Raw genomic sequence first — 2,461 nt, 5'->3', positions numbered from 1 at the left:
GGGTCGCCTTCCTGGGCCAGCGCCGGCAGCGCCGCCACCAACAGAGCCAGGAGTGTGATCAGGATAACAGGTAGACGACGCATAAGTGATCTCCCTATAGTGAACTGATAGGGACGCACCCGTGGGCGCGCCTTGAGCCGAATTATAGCACCGGTCGGGCGCACACGCAGATGCGCCCCTACTTTTGTTAGTTGCAGAACCAATCGTTTCCTTTATACTTCTAGATGTTAACCGTGGTTAACCTTTCGGGAGTACGTCGATGAGGGATGTTGTTGCTGCCGACGCCCTGGAGATTCATGGGTTAATGCCGGAGCCGGCCGAGGAGTGGCGACGCCTGTTGCGCTTTGTCGGGCTGAACGACGAAGACCGGCGAGCCATGTCGCGCACGGTCGAGGCGCTGTTGCGCCGCGCCCCGGAAATGGTCGTCGGAACCTACAACTACCTCCAGTCGGTGCCCGAGACGGCCGCCGTTCTGGGTTGGGAGTCCGGCTTCGACGAGGCCCACCTGGAAGAGCGTCGCCGCTTCTTCACCGTCTGGCTGGCCCGCGTCCTGGGCATGGACACCAGCGACGAGTTCGCCGAGTACCTCTTCCGCGCCGGCAAGTACCACGCCGGCCACGGCCCGCGCCGCATCCACGTCCCGCCCGCCTATGTCACGACCTCCATCGGCATGATGGGCGCGGCCTTCGCTCGCTGCATGGGCGAGGCCGGCCTGCCTGGCGAGGTCGTCGCCCCGGCCATGGCCGGCTGGACGAAGTACCTGTCGGTGCAATTGCACCTGATGGACCTGGGCTATCGCGTCGCCGCCGACTTCCACCGGGGCGACTTCCCTGTGTCCTTCGCCCTCTATGGCCGCCTGCGCCTGAGCGCCGGCCAACGTCTGACCGCCCACGCCCACGAAGGGGATACGCTAGAGGCGCTGCTGCGCAAGTTCTTCAACTACGTGCCCGAATTGCGCGCCGACTGCCTGCGGCCCGTCTGGCACTCCCACGAAAAAGACAACGCCTCCTGGGTTGAGCTTTATCAGACCTACGAACCCGCGCCGGGGGGCTGGCGCTTCCTGCACAACGGCCGCAACGCCGCCTACGCCGAAGGCTTCGCCGCTCCGGTGCATCCCGACGACACCATCAGCATCTTCCCGCCCGGCCGCTGACGCCGGCCTAAATCCCCCCTGAGGAGGTGATTCACCGCCCACCGATAAGCGATTAGCGAGTACGATGAACGAGGACAACGAGAAAAATTCGCTGAAGCCTGATCCAGGCAAAGGATGGAAAACATGGAACTGGGTGGATATGCAAACCATGTGGCGCACGTCGATCTGACGGCCGGCGCGGTTGAATATAAGGGCATCCCGGAGGAGTGGGCGCGCAAGTACATTGGCGCGCGCGGGCTGGGGGTGCGCTACGTATTCGAGAACGGCCCCACGGTCGATCCACTGTCGCCGGAAAACATGCTGTGCTTCATGAACGGCCCGCTGACGGGAACGGCGGCCAACATGAGCGGACGCATGGCTATTGTAACCAAATCGCCCCTGACCGGGACCGTGACGGACAGCCACCACGGCGGCTGGTCGGCGGCGCGCCTGCGCTGGTCGGGCTTCGACGGCCTCATCTTCACCGGCAAGGCCGCCTCCCCCGTCTACGCCTACATCGAAGACGGCCGGCTCGAGTTGCGCGACGCTTCTCCTGTTTGGGGCATGGGCGTCCATGACACCGTCAAGTACTTCCAGAACATGTACGGCGAGAAGGATTTGACGGTCATCACCATCGGCCCGGCGGGCGAGCACCTCGTCCGCTTCGCCAGTTGGGTGAATGAGAACGACCGCGCCAGCGGCCGCGGCGGCACGGGCTGTGTGGGCGGCAGCAAGAATCTGAAGGCCGTCGTCATCAAGGCCAAGAAGGTGTTGCCCAAGCCGGCTAACAAAGAGGCCTGGAAGAAGGCCCACGACCGCGCTCTGTCGGTCATCATGGATGAGGCCAACATCACCAGCCCGCGCAAGGGCGGCCTGTCGCTCTATGGCACCAACGTGCTGATGAACATCACCAACACGATGGGCGCGCTGCCGTCATGGAACGGCAAGGTGACCGGCTATGGCGATGAGTGCGAGAACCTGAGCGGCGAGCACGTCTACGACCACATCCTGGTCAACAACCCCACCTGTCACGCCTGTCCGGTGGCCTGCAAGAAAGAGGTCGAACTGAAGGACGGCATATACAAGGGGTTGCGGATGGAGAGCGTCGAGTATGAATCGGCGTGGGCGCTTGGTGCGAACTCCGGCCATCACGACATCAACGCCGTGGTCAAGATGATCGACCAGTGCAACGACTTCGGCATGGACACCATTGAACTCGGCAACGCCTTCTCCACTTACATGGAGGTTTCGGAGAAGGGGTATCTCAACGGCCATCCGGCGCTGACCTGGGGCGACTGGCCGAAGATGATCGAGTTAGCGGAGGACATC

General features: G+C 63.1%; 2 protein-coding genes. Both read left to right on the top strand.

Features of this window, described 5'->3' with window-relative positions; all coding sequences use genetic code 11:
* Window positions 1-259: 259 nt before the first annotated feature.
* Entirely contained in the window at window positions 260-1,153 is an 894-nt protein-coding gene (locus ACE3UY_RS11350; protein ID WP_374687641.1) for a protoglobin domain-containing protein, read from the top strand.
* Window positions 1,154-1,276: 123 nt separating this feature from the next.
* The coding region (locus ACE3UY_RS11345) for an aldehyde ferredoxin oxidoreductase family protein (protein ID WP_374687640.1) at window positions 1,277-2,461 on the top strand (1,185 nt) is incomplete at its 3' end.

Origin of the sequence: Promineifilum sp. (SeqCode) (assembly GCF_041918635.1) — a bacterium.
Lineage (GTDB): Bacteria > Chloroflexota > Anaerolineae > Promineifilales > Promineifilaceae > Promineifilum.
This window is presented reverse-complemented; position numbering and strand designations above follow the sequence as displayed.

What these genes read in the sequence shown, in the direction of transcription:
- ACE3UY_RS11350 (WP_374687641.1), top strand. Translation starts at nt 260, where the DNA reads ATGAGGGATGTTGTTGCTGCCGACGCCCTGGAGATTCATGGGTTAATG.